This is a genomic window from Arenimonas sp. (assembly GCF_044353605.1).
GTDB lineage: Bacteria > Pseudomonadota > Gammaproteobacteria > Xanthomonadales > Xanthomonadaceae > Arenimonas.
Map to the genome: position 1 here is coordinate 106514 of NZ_JBILBO010000005.1, position 14429 is coordinate 120942.

Genomic DNA, 14429 nt, shown 5'->3' on the forward strand with positions numbered 1-14429 from the left:
GATTGCACATCCTCCGCCGCCGAGTCACACTAGCCACATTATTTCCGGAGGATCTATGCCCTCGTTCGACATCGTTTCCGAAGTGGACAACCACGAACTGACCAATGCCATCGACATCGCCAACCGCGAGCTGAAGAACCGTTTCGACTTCAAGAATGTGGACGCTTCGTTCATGCTCGAGAAATTCGTGGTGACCCTGCAGGCCCCGAGCGATTTCCAGGTCCAGCAGATGCTCGACATCCTGAAGGCGCGCCTGATTGCACGCGGCATCGATGCCCGCTGCATGGACATCGGCGAACCGGAGGTGAACCTGGCCACGGCCAAGCAGAAAGTCACGCTGAAATCCGGCATCGAGCAGAAGACCGCGAAGAAAATCGCGGCCGCGCTCAAGGAAGCCAAGCTGAAGGTCGACTCCCAGATCAACGGCGACAAGCTGAAGGTGATGGGCAAAAAACGGGATGACCTGCAGGAAGCCATTGCCCTGCTGAAATCCAAGGATTTCGAACTGCCACTGCAGTTCGAGAACTTCCGCGACTGATCCGACCGGACGTGGCGGACAATCACGATTTATTGATCATTGCCGGCACCCTGCAATCGGCGGTTCCGGTCATTTCGCTGATTGCCTATCTGCCGCAATGGAAAAAACTGATCGACACCAAATCCAGCCGGGACCTGTCCTTGCGCTCCTGGTCGATCTGGATCGTGTCTTCCTCGATTTCTCTGTTTTATGCGGTAGCGCTTTACCGGTACACTGGCAAGGGCGTGCCACTGGTATTCGCTTCCGCCGCCGGGCTGCTGTTTGTGCTGATTACCGTTTATCTGACCGCTCGCTACCGCAGCCGCAGCGAGCCACCCTCGATTTGAATCCAAAAAAAGCGGCCCGAAGGCCGCTTTTCTGCTCTGCAAGACATTACGGAATCAGTACGCTGTCAATCACGTGAATCACGCCATTGCTGGCTTTGATGTCGGTGGCGGTAACGCTGGCGTCATTGACCTTGACGCCGTGATGGCCGGTCGTGATCTTGACGGCTTTGCCGTTCACGGTGTCGGCGCTGCTCAGCTTGACCACATCGGCGGCGGTGACTTTACCGGCGACCACGTGATAGGTCAGGATGGCGGTCAGCTTGGCTTTGTTTTCCGGCTTCAACAGACTTTCCACGGTGCCTGCCGGCAGCTTGGCGAAAGCCGCGTTGGTCGGCGCGAACACGGTGAATGGTCCGGCGGAATTCAAAGTGTCGACCAGACCGGCGGCTTTCACTGCGGCGACAAGCGTCGAGAAGTCCGGGTTTCCTGCGGCGACGGCAACGATGGTGCCGGCTTCTTTCTTTTCATGATTGTGCGCCAGTGCGGCGGAGCTGACGCCGGCCAGTGCGAGGGCGAACAGGGCATGCTTGAATACGTTCATGGAATTTCCTTCTGCGGTTCATGGGAGGTGTGCTTTGGCACAGCGCCACTATGCCGATTCGGCTGTGCAGAGCGCGTCAGATTCGCGTGAGCGTGTTGTGTTGGAAATGTGCGCAGGGCGTGAATGCCGCGCATGAAAAGGAGGGCAAGCCCTCCCCTTCCATTCCAGATTAAATCGGACTCAGGGCTGGCCGGTGGCCAGGTCCTGGTTCTCCTGCAACCACAGCATCGATGAACGGACGCGGTTGTAGCCACTGGGATGCGTGTAGAAAATAACTTCTTCCCAGAACCCAGGCTGTATTTTCCGGTAAGTGCTGAGACGCATGGCGGCGGTGGCGAAACCATGCGGTTCACGCGCCGAATTCAATCCGTAAAGATCCGCTTCTCTTTCGGCGGTTCGAGTGATGGTATTGAGTACCGGCGTGGCCAACAGCATATAGAAACTGAATACCGCCACCGCGATCGGCAATACCGCGGGATCGGTGCGTTCGGTGATGCCGTAGCGCACACCGACCCTGGCGATGATGCGATCGATCAACTTGTGCACGAACCAGAAGCCGAACATCAACACGATGCTGATATAGGCCAGATTACGGACGCCATGGTTGAGCACGTAGTGGCCCATCTCGTGGCCCATGACCGCCTTGATTTCCGGCAACGAGGTCTTGTTCAACAGATTGTCGTTGAGGCTGACCTGGGTAGTGCCGGCGAAGCCGGAAACATTGGCGCTGACCCGGGTGGTCTGCTTGGACGCATCGAAATACATCACATTGTCGGTCGGAATCTGATTGGCACGCGCCAAGGAGAAAATCGCCGATTTGACCGGGCCTTCGGGTAATGGTTTGTAGTCGTTGAACAGCGGGTTGATGAACACCGGCGAAACCATGATCAGCAGCAACAGGAACGCGAAGCTGGCGACGCCGGCGCGCAGCCACCAGCTTTCTCCGGCTTTGCGTACCGCTGCGAAGATGCCGGCAATCAGCCACGGCATAATGATCAGACTGACCAGCAGTCCTTTTCCGGCTTCGCCGAACCAAGCACCCATCGACAGATTGGACAGGCCGTAGGCATGCTCGCGGAAGTATCCGGCATACAGCGCCCACGGAAGGCTCAGCAATTCGGCACTGACCAGCCAAAACGCACCATAGATGGCGGTATACAACCAAGGCCGGTGGCTGATGCGTTTGGCGGTGTCCCGCATTTTGACCGACAATCCACTCACGATGAGCACGGTGCAGACCAGCACTCCGTAGAGAAAGCCCCACAGCTGCAGCCAGTAGCCGCCCTCGAAATAGGCATCGGATTGTGCGCGCTGATCCGGGGTCAACAGGTCAATGTAGGACTGGGTGGCCTTATCGACGTCGAAGTTCGGGCCGGGCTTTGCGGCCTCGGGCACAATCAGACCGGCCGGCAGTTCGCGTTCGCCGGCGACCGGTGCGGCTTCCTGTGCCACCAGCATGCCACTGAATAGGCTCAGGGCCAGGAAGAGGGTGAATAGACGGCGCATGCCGGTCTCCTTGGTGGGGTTATCAGCCAAGCATAGGCCCGCCGGCTGCCGGCGACAATGGCCGGAAGTCATGCCAGTCAGGTGAACAATTTCGACTCGGCCTCGTCACGCGGCACAATTCGCCACTGGCCCGGTTCGAGCCCTTCCAGATCGAGCCGGCCGGTGCGACTGCGATGCAGACTGAGCACACGATTGCCGGTAGCCGCGAACATGCGCCGCACCTGGTGATAACGCCCTTCAATGAGGATCAAGCGGGCTTGACGCGTATCGATGGTTTCCATCACCGCAGGCGCCAAGGGCGTGGTTTCGCTTTCCAGCAGCAGCGTGCCGGCGGCGAACAGCGCGGCCTCGTCGCCGCGCAGGTCTTCCGCCAACTCCACCTCGTAGATTTTCGGCAACTCGGCTTTCGGTGAAATGATGCGATGCAGCAGGTGGCCATCATCGGTCAGCATCAACAGGCCGGAGGTATCGCGATCGAGCCGGCCGACCGTGCTCAATACCGGATTGCGGTAGCGGAAGCGCTCCGGCAATAAATCGTAGACCACGCGCCCGGGATCCTTGGTCGAACAGGTGTAACCAATCGGCTTGTTGAACAGAATCAGAACCCCTTGCGGCGGATCGATCGGTTCATCATCGACCAGCAGGTCTTCATGCAAGAAGTCGTCATCCAGACCGACGGTGCTGCCGTCACGCCGGGTCAGCCAGCCGTTGCGGATCAGCCGGGCCACGTCTTTGCGTGACCCGTAACCGAGGTTGGCCAACAGTTTGACCAACTTCATGCGCGGCGGCCGCGCAGATCAGTCACCCTTGCGCTCGGAAGCGCTCTGGTCGCGTGCGCCGCGGAACTCGGAATCCACCGACCAGTTCGGCCAATCGTTCGAGTTGGCCAGATCGCGGCCCAGGGTGTACAGGATCTGGAGATCGCGGGTCATGCCTTCGAAGCTCCAACCGGCCTGCCATTCATCGGCCGGCTGGTGGTAACGGGCTGCAGTGTAGTCTGCCTTTTCCTTGTCACCAGCGGCTTTGCCACCTTCCAGTAAGTCAGCACCACTGCCATAGGAAATCGCCGGCACGCCGCGCTTGGCCATCGGGAAGTGATCGGACCGGAAGAAGTAACCGGCTTCCGGTTTCGAATCGGGCGTATACGACACATTCCATTTTTCGGCGGTGGCTATCAGCCGATCGAGCAGATCCAGCTTGGCGCTGCCGGAGATGCTGAAATTACGCGCCTTGCCGCCCGGGCTGAGCGCATCCATGTTGATCATGGCGACGGTTTTACCAAGCGGGAACACCGGGTTAGAGGCGTAATACTCGGAGCCGAGCAGACCCTTTTCTTCAGCGGTCACCGCCAGGAACACCACGGAGCGGCGGGTTTTCGGGGCTTTGCCGTAAGCGCGCGCCAACTCGATCATGCCGGCAATGCCGGTGCCGTTGTCGACCGCGCCATTGTAAATGGTGTCGCCTTTGGCATCGGGAGCACCGACGCCGAGATGGTCCCAGTGTCCGCTGTAAATGACGGTTTGTTTCGGATTTTTACTGCCTTCGATGCGGGCCACCACGTTCTGCGAGACGATGGTCTGTGCATTGACGGCGTAATCGGCCGAGAAAGTAACGCCCTTCAGCGTGACCGGCTTGAAGGCCGGGGTCTGCGCCTGCTTCTTGAGGGTATCGAAGTTCAGGCCGGCCTGCTTGAACCAGGCCACCGCGGTATCGCGTTGGATCCAGGACTCGAGCGGGGCATGCGACTTCTGCGGCTCCTGGCGGACGATGTCGAACATGACATTGGTGTTGGAATTCTTTACCGTCGGCCAGCCATAGGAGGCCGGCGCGGTTTCATGCACAATCATGGTACCGATCGCGCCCTGTCGGGCCATTTCCTCGAACTTGTAGGTCCACCGGCCGTAATAAGTCATGGCCTTGCCGCCGAAGGCACCCTGCCCGGTTTCGAAATCCGGATCATTGATCAGCACCACCGCAATTTTGCCTTTCAGGTCGACACCTTTGAAATCGTCCCAGTTACGCTCAGGTGCCCTCACGCCATAACCGACGAACACCAGCGGTGCATCCTTGATGGCGACCGAGGTTTGCCCGTTCATGGCAGCGCGGATGGCGATCTCGTTGCCTTGCTGCAAGGGCATGGCTTTGCCACCGAGTGACACTGATGCCTGCACCGGGCCTTTGATTTCGAAGCGTCCGAGCGGAACGGCCTGCGTCCACAAACGCTTGCCATTCTTGTTATCGCCACCCGGCTTCAGGCCGGCGGCCTTGAACTGCTCGATGAGATAGGCAACGGTTTTCTCTTCGCCGGCGGTATTCGGCCCCCGGCCCTCGAAGGCATCCGAAGACAGCGTCTTCACATGCTGCGAAAGACGCTGTGCGTCAAACGTTGGGCCATCAGCCGCGCTTGCGGTACCGGCAGCGAGAAGTGCGATCAGGATTACGGGCTGTTTCATGGAAACCTCACAGTAGAATCGGCGTCAGACGCCGATCGGGTTGGCTTTCTCGGGATCGATGTTATAGGTTTTGATGGCGCGTGCCACATCCTTCGCGTTCATTTTGCCCTCGGCCGCCAATGCGGCAATGGCGGCATGGGCAATGTAATAGCGGTCGACTTCGAAGAATCGGCGCAGATTGCTACGGGTATCCGAGCGGCCGAAGCCATCGGTACCGAGCACGGTGTAATGCATCGGCACGAAGGCGCGGATCTGGTCGGCGAAGGCGCGCACATAGTCGGTGGCGGCGATGGCCGGACCACTGCGGCCGGCCAGGCAGCGCTCGACATGCGATGTACGCTTTTCGCTTTCCGGATGCAGGCGGTTCCAGCGTTCGGCATCGAAGCCGTCACGGCGCAGCTCATTGAAGCTCGGGCAGGACCAGATGTCGGCGGACACGCCGAAATCCTTATCGAGCAGTTCGGCGGCGGCGAGGGCTTCGCGCAGGATGGTGCCCGAGCCGAGCAGCTGCACGCGCAGCTCGCCCTTCTTGGCTTTGCCGGCATCCTTGAACAGGTACATGCCCTTGAGAATGCCCTCGCGGCTGCCTTCCGGCATTTCCGGCATCGGGTAGTTCTCGTTCATCAGGGTGATGTAGTAGTACTCGTCGCGTTGTTCGGCCAGCATGCGCTGCATGCCCTCCTGCACGATGACGGTCACTTCATAGCCGAAGCTCGGATCGTAGGATTTGCAGTTCGGCACGGCGCCGGCCAGCAGATGCGAATGACCGTCTTCATGCTGCAGGCCTTCACCATTGAGCGTGGTGCGGCCGGCGGTGGCACCGAGCAGGAAGCCGCGGGCGCGCATGTCGGCGGCCTGCCAGGCCGAATCGCCGATGCGCTGGAAGCCGAACATCGAATAGAAAATGTAGAACGGCAGCATCGGCTGGTTGTTGCTGGAGTAGCTGGTGGCGGCGGCCAGCCAGCTGGAGAACGCACCGGCTTCGGTAATGCCCTCTTCCAGCACCTGACCGGCGGTGTCTTCGCGGTAGTACATCAGCTGGTCGGCATCGACCGGTTTGTATTTCTGGCCGAACGGCGCATAGATGCCGATTTGGCGGAACAGACCTTCCATGCCGAAGGTGCGGGCTTCGTCAGCCACAATCGGCACCACGCGCGGACCCACTTCCTTGTCGCGCAGGATGATGTTGAGGGTCTGCACGAAGGCCATGGTGGTGGAGATTTCGCGGTCACCGGAAGATTTCAGCAGACGCTCGAAGGTCTCGAGTGCCGGCACCGGCAGGGTCAAGTCGGACTTCTGACGACGCTGCGGGAGGTAGCCGCCCATGGCCTGGCGACGTGCTTTCATGTACTTCACTTCCGGCGAGTCCTCGCCCGGATGGTAGAAGCCGAGATTCTCGATCTGTTCGTCACTGACCGGAATATTGAAACGATCGCGGAAGGATTTGACCGACTCGGTATCCAGCTTCTTGGTCTGGTGGGTCGGGTTCAGCGATTCGCCGGCCGAACCCATGCCGTAGCCTTTCACGGTCTTGGCCAAGATCACGGTCGGTTGGCCTTTATGCGCGGTAGCGACGGCATAGGCGGCGTGTACTTTATGCGGATCGTGACCGCCGCGATTCAGGCGTGCGATGTCCTGATCGCTCAGCTTGGAAACGAGCTCTGCGGTTTCGGGGGTTTTTCCGAAGAAATGTTCGCGCGTGTAGGCGCCGCCGAAGGCCTTGCAGTTCTGATACTCGCCATCGACGGTATCCATCATGATTTTTTTCAATTGCCCGCTATTGTCGCGCGCCAGAAGCGGATCCCAGTAGCTGCCCCAAACGACTTTCAACACATTCCAGCCGGCACCACGGAAACTGCCTTCCAGTTCCTGGATGATCTTGCCGTTACCACGAACCGGCCCGTCCAGCCGTTGCAGATTGCAGTTGATGACGAAACACAGATTGTCGAGACCCTCGCGGCCGGCCAGCGCGATGGCGCCCAGGCTTTCCGGCTCATCGCATTCGCCGTCGCCCATGAAGCACCAGATCTTGCGGTCGGTCTTCGGCATCAGGCCACGGCCTTCCAGGTATTTCCAGAAGCGCGCCTGATAAATGGCGCTGATCGGGCCCAGACCCATCGATACCGTCGGTGTCTGCCAGAAATCCGGCATCAGCCAGGGATGCGGATACGAAGACACGCCACGGCCGTCAACCTCCATGCGGAAGTTGTCGAGCTGGTCTGCGCTGATGCGGCCCTCAAGGAATGCGCGGGCATAGATACCGGGCGAGGAGTGACCCTGAATGTAAAGCAGATCACCCGGATGCGTATCGCTCGGCGCACGCCAGAAATAATTGAAACCAACATCGTACAAGGTTGCACTGGAAGCGAAACTGGCGATGTGCCCACCGAGCTCGCCCGGCTTGCGGTTGGCGCGCACCACCATCGCCATCGCGTTCCAGCGGATGATCGAGCGGATGCGCCACTCCATGGCCAGATCACCGTCCATCGCCGGCTCGCTTTCGGCCGGAATGGTGTTGATGTATTCGGTGGTCGGATGGAAGGGCAGATTGCCGCCGGCGCGGCGGGTCAGCTCCACCATGCGTTCAAGCAGATGATGCGCGCGCTCGGCCCCGTCGTGGTCGAGCACGGCCTTCAGCGACTCCAGCCACTCCCGGGTTTCCTTCGGATCGTGGTCGTTGTTCAGCACATCATTAATCCAGCTCATAGCGTTTTCCAGGTTCTCTTTATGTTGTATTGTCTTCAGGTTGTCGATCAGGCCCCGCGTTGCTCGCGGATCTGTGCTTCCACGGCGGCGATGGCCGTCATGTTGACCACGCGCCGCACGGTCGCAGAGGGCGTCAGCACATGTACCGGCTTGGCCATGCCCATCAGAATCGGACCGATGCCGATGCCGTCGGTCATCACCCGGGTCAGGTTGTAGGCGGTATTGGCGGTATCCATATCCGGCATCACCAACAAGTTGGCGGCACCGGTCAGGCGCGAATCCGGAAACAAGCGATCACGGATTTCCGGCCGCAACGCGGCATCCACATGCATCTCGCCCTCGACTTCCAATCGTGGTGAACGCGCCAGAATCAGTTGCAGGGCTTCACGCATTTTTTTGGCGCTGGCCGCTTCCGACGAACCGAAGTTGGAATGGCAGACCAGGGCGACTTTCGGATTGATGCCGAACAGGCGAAGACGGAATGCCGCCTGCAGCGCCGCTTCGGCGATCTGCTCGGCGCTCGGACTATGCTGGACATGGGTATCGGTGAAGAACAATGGCCCCTTGTCGCTGATCACCACCGACATGGCCGAGACCGCGCTGACCGCCGGATCGACGCCGATGACATCGATGACATGCTTGAGCTTGCCGGAATACTTGCCGACGATGCCGCAGAGCATGGCATCGGCTTCGCCGCGCTTGACCATCAGGGCAGCCACCACGGTGCCACGCGAACGAACGATGGCCTTCGCGGCCGGCGGGCTGACGCCTTTTCGCGACATGATCTGCAGATAGTGCTGCCAGTAGTCATTGAAGCGCGGATCGTCGTCGAGATTGGTCAGGTCGAAATCGACGCCCTGCTTCAGACGCAGGCCGAGCTTTTCGATGCGGCGTTCGATCACCGCCGGGCGGCCGATCAGGATCGGACGGGCCAGGCCGTCATCGACCACGGTCTGCACCGCGCGCAGTACGGTTTCCTCTTCGCCTTCGGCGTACACCACGCGTTTGAGATCGGCGCGCGCACGCTCGAACATCGGCCGCATCAGCAGACCGGTACGGTACACGAACTGCGACAGCTGCTCGCGGTAGGCGTGGATGTCGGCAATCGGACGGGTGGCCACACCGGACAGCATCGCCGCCTGGGCCACGGCCGGCGCCAGCGAGATCAGCAGGCGCGGGTCGAACGGGCGCGGAATCAGATAGTCAGCGCCGAAGCGCGGTGTTTCACCGCTGTAGGCCGAACCCAGATCGGAGGCTTCCTTGCGTGCCAGTTCGGCGATGGCATAGACGCAGGCGCGCTTCATGTCCTCGTTGATGCAGGTCGCACCGACGTCGAGCGCGCCCCGGAAAATATAAGGAAAGCACAGCGCGTTATTGATCTGATTCGGATAATCGGAACGGCCGGTGCCGATGATGGCGTCCGGGCGCACCGCTATGGCCGCATCCGGCAGGATTTCCGGATAGGGATTGGCCAGCGCAAAAATAATCGGGCGCTCGGCCATGGTGGCGACCATTTCCGGCTTCAGTACGCCGCCGGCCGACAGTCCGAGAAAAATATCGGCACCTTCGATGATTTCAGCCAGTGTGCGTTTGTCGGTCTTGCGGGCATAACGCGCTTTGTCGGCATCCAGACCTTCGCGACCTTCGAACAGCACGCCGTCGCGGTCGATGGCCAGAATGTTTTCCGGTTTCAGTCCAAGCGCGACCAGCATGTCGAGGCAGGCAATGCCGGCAGCACCGGCGCCGCTGGTGGCCAGTTTCACGTCTTCGATGGCCTTTCCGGCGACATGCAAGGCATTGATGACCGCAGCGCCGACGATGATGGCGGTGCCATGCTGGTCATCATGGAATACCGGAATTTTCATGCGTTCGCGCAGCTTGCGCTCAACCTCGAAGCATTCCGGCGCCTTGATGTCTTCCAGATTGATGCCGCCGAAGGTCGGTTCCATGCTGGCGATAATGTCGACCAGTTTGTCCGGATCGTTTTCATCGATCTCGATATCGAACACATCGATGCCGGCGAACTTCTGGAACAACACACCCTTGCCTTCCATCACCGGCTTGCCGGCCAAGGGTCCGATGTTGCCCAGGCCGAGCACCGCGGTGCCGTTGGTGACCACGGCCACCAGGTTGGCGCGCGCGGTGAGCGAAGACGCCTGGCTTGGATCGGCCAGGATGGCCTCACAGGCATGCGCCACCCCGGGCGAATAGGCCAAGGCCAAGTCGCGCTGGGTCACCATCGGCTTTGTGGCACTGACCTTGATCTTGCCGTATGGCGCCATCCGGTGGTAATCCAGTGCCGCTTGCTTGAAATCTTCTTCAGACATTTCCGCTTCCAGAATCGAGCACGGTTAGTGCTAACGCTCTATTGTACCCAATGCCGGTCAAAACCGGCTTAATCCGGCCCTAACTGCTTATTTCCGCCCGTATTTATCCTTGACGTGGCGTTTAACCCGAGCACTCTGCGCCTTGTCCGAAGCACGCCGGTCAGCCAGGGTCATGGCTGCCGCATCCCGCTCATCCTTGAGCTTGCAGTAATGCTGGTAACGCTCCAAGGTCAAACGCCCCTCGGCAATGGCGGCCTGCACCGCACAACCGGGCTCATTGCCATGGCTGCAATCACTGAACCGACACTGGCAGGCCAAGGTGGCGAACTCGGCGAACATGCCCTCATCGAAGCGCTCGTCACCGCTGAGTTTCAGTTCACGCATGCCCGGGGTATCGATCAGACAGCCCCCCTGCGGCAACGCAATCAGTGCCCGATGCGTGGTGGTGTGGCGGCCTTTGGCATCGGCTTCGCGCACGCTACGGGTCTTCATCTTTTCGGTTCCGAGCAAGGTGTTGGTCAGCGTGGATTTGCCGGCACCTGACGAGCCTACCAGTACCGCCGATTTGCCCGGGGATAAATACGTATGCAGGACGGCCGCTTCTTCAGGGCTTTTGGCATTGAGTGCGTGCACCGGAATACCGCCCTCGGCCAGTGCCTGCAACTGGGTGATATAAAAATCGGGGTCACCGCACTTGTCGAGCTTGGTCAGTACCAGCACCGGCTTGGCGCCCGATGCAGCAATCAAAAGCAGATAGCGTTCGATGCGCTTGGCATTGAAATCGGCATCCATACCGCTAACCAAGAGCACATGATCGATGTTGGCGGCGATCAGTTGCTGTTGAAAATGCTCGCCGGCGGCGGCGCGTTTGAGCAAGGCATGCCGGGGCAGCAACCCGAGAATCTGTTTTCCGGCAGCGTCCAACGCGACCCAATCGCCGACCACAGCCCGTAACTCGGGATCGGTGCGCGGACGCAACCAGCCGGCCGGCGCCTGGGCGCGGAAACTGTGTTCGGGGTGTTGGGCCAATTCATAGCCGCTGCGATGCTGCGCGACCACACGCGCCAATTGTGCCTCGGGCCAGGGCGCCAGCGCCTCGGCAATCGATTGTGCCGGTAGCCAGCCGATGGCACCGAAGTCGAAACGGGGTTCGGTCACGCGTCCAACGCCTTCCAGGCGACAGGCAAGGCGTCCAATACATCGCCGGCGGTCATGCCCGGTGCCGTCAGCGCATCACAGGCCAATTCACCGGCCACGCCGTGCAGCCAGACCCCGAAACGGGCAGCGTCATAGGGCGCAATACCTTGCGCGGCAATCGCGCCGATCACGCCGGAAAGCACATCACCAGTGCCGGCGGTAGCCAAGCCCGGCCCGCCGCTGGTATTGAGGTCATGGCGCTTGCCGTCCGTAATCCGGCTCCGATGGCCTTTCAGCACCAGGACGGCATGTCGGCTGCTGGCAAAGGCATCGACCGCGGCATCGAATTCGGGACGCCCGTTGGGTGTACCGGCATGCAGTCGGCGCATTTCGCCGGCGTGCGGGGTCAGGATGCGGGGGCCGGCCGGAATCTTCAGGCGATCCTCCGGCAGTTCGGACAGGGCATTCAAGCCATCGGCATCCAACAGCAAGGTACGCGGAAAATCCCGCCACAGTGCCAACACCAAATCCAGCAAGGCAGGCGAACGCCCCATGCCCGGACCACAGACCACCACATCGGCATGTTGCACCAATGCCAACAGGGCATTGACCGCCGTGGCATCAAAACTGCCGTCGGCCGCCTCGGGCAGACCATGCACGATCAGCGCCGGGTCGAATCCGGCAACGATATTGGCCACCGACTGCGGCACACAGACTTCCACCAAACCGCTACCGCCACGCAGCGCCGCCATTCCGGCCAAGGCCGGCGCACCGGCCATCGACCGGCTGCCACCGATGACCAGAACCCGACCGAAATCGTACTTATGGCAATCGGCCGGGCGGTGCAATAGGCGCTTGGCGACGGCGAGCAGGTCGGGCGGCAGGGGATTCGAATCGGACATCTTCCTATGGTAACGGCATTCTGGCCCGGTGTTCATTCTGAGACGATACCCGTTATCATCGGCAGAACAGCCCTGCCCGTCTGGGAATCCCGCATGCTCCGCCTCCTCGCCCTCGGCGACTCCTACACCATCGGTGAAGCCGTTCCGCCCGAACAACGGTGGGTTGAACAATGGGCCGGGCTGATGCAGACCGAGGGCCATGCCATCGCCCGTCCGGTCCGCGTGATTGCCCAAACCGGTTGGACTACCGATGAGCTGGCCCAGGCCATTGCCGCGGCGGAGCCGATTGGATCCTGGGATCTGGCGACGCTGATGATCGGCGTCAATAATCAATACCGTGGCCGGGATCTGGTAAATTTCCGTTTAGAATTCAATGGCCTGCTCGATACCGCCATGATTGCCGTGGCCAATCGCCCTAAGCGCGTGCACGTGCTATCGATTCCCGATTGGGGACAAACACCGTTCGGCGCAGCCTGCGGCCGGGACCTGAATCAGGTCAGTGCCGAAATCGATGCCTATAACCATGTCATCACTGAAGTGTGCGCCCTCCACGATATCGCCTTGCTCGACGTCACGGGTCTGACCCGCCGGCACCGCGCCGATCCGCGTAAGCATGCCGAGGATGGCCTGCACCCCTCGGCGGACATGCACCGGCTCTGGGCACGGGCTTTGCTTTGCACTGGAAAGTTCGGTAGATTGTAGTCATGCGTGAAAGGAGGGTTCCGCCGCATGAAATTTCCCATAGTAATGATGACTGCGATTTGCCTCAGCGCCTGCAGCGGCGGTGGCGGCGCATCGAATTCGCCGAAAGAACGTGCCGCAGCAGCTTGCGAGGCCGAGGCAAAAATCCGCATCGGCGAAAAAACCTACCAGCTTGATGCCGCAGCCTTGGCGCAGAGCGCCAAACTTGAGGACGATGTCTGGGCGATGCAGGTTCCGATTGTGATCGACCCGGGGCTTCGCGATGAAGCCAAGCAGACGCTGGAGTGCAAAGTACGCGTGCAGGAAGGCAAGCCTGATGAGGTGACGTACATCAACTTCATTTTCTAAACCTTGTCGCCTGCAACGAAAACCCCCGCCAAAGCGGGGGTTTTCATATCCGTGCCGAATGCCTCAATCAAAGCGCAGGTGCTTGACCGATTTGCCGTGACGGCGGATCAGCTTGAGGGCCTCGATGCCGATGGTGATGTGGCGTTCGACGAAATTCTCGGTGACTTTGCGGTCCGACGCTTCGGTCTTGACTCCCTCCGGCACCATCGGCTGGTCGGAGACCAGTAGCAGGGCGCCGCAGGGAATCGAGTTGGCGAACCCGGCAGCGAAGATAGTGGCGGTTTCCATGTCAATCGCCATGCAACGCAGCTTGCGCAGATAGCTTTTGAATTCCTCATCGTGCTCCCAGACCCGGCGGTTGGTGGTGTAGACGGTACCCGTCCAGTAATCGTGATCCAAATCGCGGATCATGGTGGAAATCACCCGCTGCATGGCGAATGCCGGCAGAGCCGGCACCTCGGGCGGCAGATAATCGTTCGAGGTGCCCTCGCCGCGAATGGCGGCGATTGGCAGAATCAGATCGCCGAGCTCGTTTTTCCTTTTCAGGCCACCGCATTTGCCCAGAAACAGCACGGCTTTCGGTGGCAACGCGCTCAACAGGTCCATCATGGTGGCGGCATTGGCCGAACCCATCCCGAAATTAATCATGGTGATGCCATCAAAGGTGGCACTGGGCATTGGTTTGTCACGGCCGACCACTTCGGCGCCGGTCAGTCGGGCGAAGGTATCCAGATAGCCGCCGAAGTTGGTGAGCAGGATATGCTCGCCGAAGTCCTCCAGGGCCAGTCCGGTATAGCGCGGCAGCCAATTACTGACGATTTCCTGTTTGTCTTTCATCGGTTCTCCTTTGCACTATTGTGCCATGCACCGGCTTTCCGGTAAAAATTCTTGGCAGATGGCGCTATCTGCTATACGGTATTCGTTCAATCGGAGATTACCATGT

The 14429-nt window shown here is 60.2% G+C and carries 13 protein-coding genes; 4 read left to right on the top strand and 9 right to left on the bottom strand.

Annotated elements, in window-relative coordinates; translation table 11 throughout:
* Window positions 1–55: 55 nt before the first annotated feature.
* Both ACIQ1A_RS04805 and ACIQ1A_RS04810 read left to right on the top strand, forming a co-directional pair.
* The gene (locus tag ACIQ1A_RS04805) at window positions 56–538 is read left to right on the top strand and encodes a YajQ family cyclic di-GMP-binding protein (protein WP_395769934.1); all 483 of its coding nucleotides are present in this window, start codon (window positions 56–58) and stop codon (window positions 536–538) included.
* 11 nt (window positions 539–549) lie between these two features.
* Complete coding sequence (locus tag ACIQ1A_RS04810) at window positions 550–864, top strand: PQ-loop domain-containing transporter (RefSeq protein ID WP_395769935.1); 315 nt, start codon at window positions 550–552, stop codon at window positions 862–864.
* A gap of 46 nt (window positions 865–910) precedes the next feature.
* Here ACIQ1A_RS04810 and ACIQ1A_RS04815 read toward each other — a convergent pair whose 3' ends face one another.
* The 8 genes from ACIQ1A_RS04815 to ACIQ1A_RS04850 all read right to left on the bottom strand — a co-directional run bounded on the left by ACIQ1A_RS04815 (window position 911) and on the right by ACIQ1A_RS04850 (window position 12436).
* Window positions 911–1405, bottom strand: coding sequence for a fasciclin domain-containing protein (locus ACIQ1A_RS04815; RefSeq protein ID WP_395769936.1), 495 nt, complete (start codon window positions 1403–1405; stop codon window positions 911–913).
* A gap of 180 nt (window positions 1406–1585) precedes the next feature.
* Entirely contained in the window at window positions 1586–2911 is a 1326-nt protein-coding gene (locus tag ACIQ1A_RS04820) for a M48 family metallopeptidase (RefSeq protein WP_395769937.1), read from the bottom strand.
* 77 nt (window positions 2912–2988) lie between these two features.
* Window positions 2989–3690, bottom strand: a complete 702-nt coding sequence (locus ACIQ1A_RS04825) for a pseudouridine synthase (protein ID WP_395769938.1) — start codon at window positions 3688–3690, stop codon at window positions 2989–2991.
* A gap of 18 nt (window positions 3691–3708) precedes the next feature.
* Window positions 3709–5364 carry a M28 family metallopeptidase gene (locus tag ACIQ1A_RS04830; RefSeq protein WP_395769939.1) on the bottom strand — a complete coding sequence of 552 codons (1656 nt, stop codon included), beginning with the start codon at window positions 5362–5364 and terminating at the stop codon, window positions 3709–3711.
* 24 nt (window positions 5365–5388) lie between these two features.
* The gene (gene aceE, locus ACIQ1A_RS04835; protein WP_395769940.1) at window positions 5389–8070 is read right to left on the bottom strand and encodes a pyruvate dehydrogenase (acetyl-transferring), homodimeric type; all 2682 of its coding nucleotides are present in this window, start codon (window positions 8068–8070) and stop codon (window positions 5389–5391) included.
* A gap of 47 nt (window positions 8071–8117) precedes the next feature.
* Window positions 8118–10397 (bottom strand): NADP-dependent malic enzyme, encoded by a 2280-nt coding sequence (locus ACIQ1A_RS04840; RefSeq protein ID WP_395769941.1) that lies wholly within the window; start codon window positions 10395–10397, stop codon window positions 8118–8120.
* 87 nt (window positions 10398–10484) lie between these two features.
* Entirely contained in the window at window positions 10485–11555 is a 1071-nt protein-coding gene (gene rsgA, locus ACIQ1A_RS04845; RefSeq protein WP_395769942.1) for a ribosome small subunit-dependent GTPase A, read from the bottom strand.
* Window positions 11552–12436 (bottom strand): NAD(P)H-hydrate dehydratase, encoded by an 885-nt coding sequence (locus ACIQ1A_RS04850; RefSeq protein WP_395769943.1) that lies wholly within the window; start codon window positions 12434–12436, stop codon window positions 11552–11554. Before ACIQ1A_RS04850 ends, rsgA begins: the two co-directional genes overlap by 4 nt.
* 93 nt (window positions 12437–12529) lie before the next feature.
* Between ACIQ1A_RS04850 and ACIQ1A_RS04855 the strand changes: the two genes are divergently transcribed.
* On the top strand, window positions 12530–13138 hold the full coding sequence (locus ACIQ1A_RS04855) for an SGNH/GDSL hydrolase family protein (RefSeq protein WP_395769944.1): 609 nt from the start codon (window positions 12530–12532) through the stop codon (window positions 13136–13138).
* A gap of 27 nt (window positions 13139–13165) precedes the next feature.
* The gene (locus ACIQ1A_RS04860) at window positions 13166–13486 is read left to right on the top strand and encodes a hypothetical protein (RefSeq protein WP_395769945.1); all 321 of its coding nucleotides are present in this window, start codon (window positions 13166–13168) and stop codon (window positions 13484–13486) included.
* 63 nt (window positions 13487–13549) lie between these two features.
* Here ACIQ1A_RS04860 and ACIQ1A_RS04865 read toward each other — a convergent pair whose 3' ends face one another.
* Window positions 13550–14323: an AMP nucleosidase gene (locus tag ACIQ1A_RS04865; RefSeq protein WP_395769946.1), complete on the bottom strand. Its 774-nt coding sequence runs from the start codon at window positions 14321–14323 to the stop codon at window positions 13550–13552.
* Window positions 14324–14429: the final 106 nt, after the last annotated feature.